This window comes from Pseudomonas sp. SWRI51 (genome assembly GCF_014268825.1).
Lineage (GTDB): Bacteria > Pseudomonadota > Gammaproteobacteria > Pseudomonadales > Pseudomonadaceae > Aquipseudomonas > Aquipseudomonas farsensis.
Genome location: NZ_JABWRG010000182.1, coordinates 1 through 1150 on the forward strand (window position 1 = coordinate 1; position 1150 = coordinate 1150).

General features: G+C 62.9%; 1 protein-coding gene. It reads left to right on the top strand.

Annotated features, from left to right (window positions below; translation table 11 throughout):
* A partial coding sequence (locus HU720_RS23925) for an RHS repeat protein (RefSeq protein WP_186523623.1) occupies window positions 1–1150 on the top strand: 1150 nt, incomplete at both ends.

The window sequence follows — 1150 nt, forward strand, 5'->3', positions numbered from 1 at the left end:
CAACGCTCGGTGCAGGTTGCCGGGCGCACGACCGGGTATCACTACCGCGCAGGGCAACTGCCACCTACGGCCAACACCCTGGCCGATGGCAAACGCATCGACTTTGTCTACGAAGGCGTACTGGGCAATGCACTGCTCAGTACCGAAGCGCAGGATCAGACACCCGAGCGCCTTGAATACCACCCTCTGCTCGGTCGCCCTGTCGCTGCCAGCAATGCGCTGGGCAGCCAGAAATGGCAGTTCACTGCCGCCGGCAAGCCCCTTGCCGACAGCTGGACAGTGGATGGCCAGACCCACACCACCACTTGGCAGGAGTCACTGGGTGGCACCCTGCTCGGTTTCACCGATACGAGCGGCACCCCGCACAAACGCAGCTTCGACGCCCAGGGTCGGGTCACTGAACTGACGGTTGGCGAGGTGACCACGCAGTTTGCCTACGACGCATTTTCCCGCCCCATCAGCCTGACCACGCAACACGATGGGCGCACGCTTGAAAAGCAGATCACCTACGACGCCATGGGCCGCGAACATACCTGCACCTTCACCGTTAACGGCGTCGGTGAAGAGCGGGTCATCGTGCAGACGCTGCTCTACTCCGACCTTGACCAGGTGCTCTCGCGCACCTGGCAGGACGGCGAGCAAAACGGCGCGGAAACCTTTGCCTACGACAGCCGTGGCCGCCTGGTGCACTACTCCGCCAACGCCGACGCCGCTCCGCACGACCCATTCGGCAACCCCATTGCCGAACAGCGCTTCACCTTCAATGCACTCGATGGCTACCAAAGCATCGAGACTCGCTTTCTCGATGACACCACGGATCAGGCGAGCTTCACCCATGCCGATGACGATCCGACCCAAGTGGTTGCGATCAGCCATACCCATGCCAGTTGGCCGCAAACCATCACCCTCACCTACGACGCCTGTGGCCGCGTGGTCTCCGACAGCCTGGGCCGCAGCATGGCCTGGAACGCCCAGGACCGCCTGGAGCGCATCGACTACAACGGCCAGAGCTGCCTCTACCGCTACGACCCCAGCGGCAAGCTGTGTGACCGAGTGTTGCAGGACACCCTCACCCGCAGTTTCTACAGCGGCGGTCAGCAAACCCATGAACAGTGTGGCGATGACCGCCTGCACCTGATCGGCGATGGTG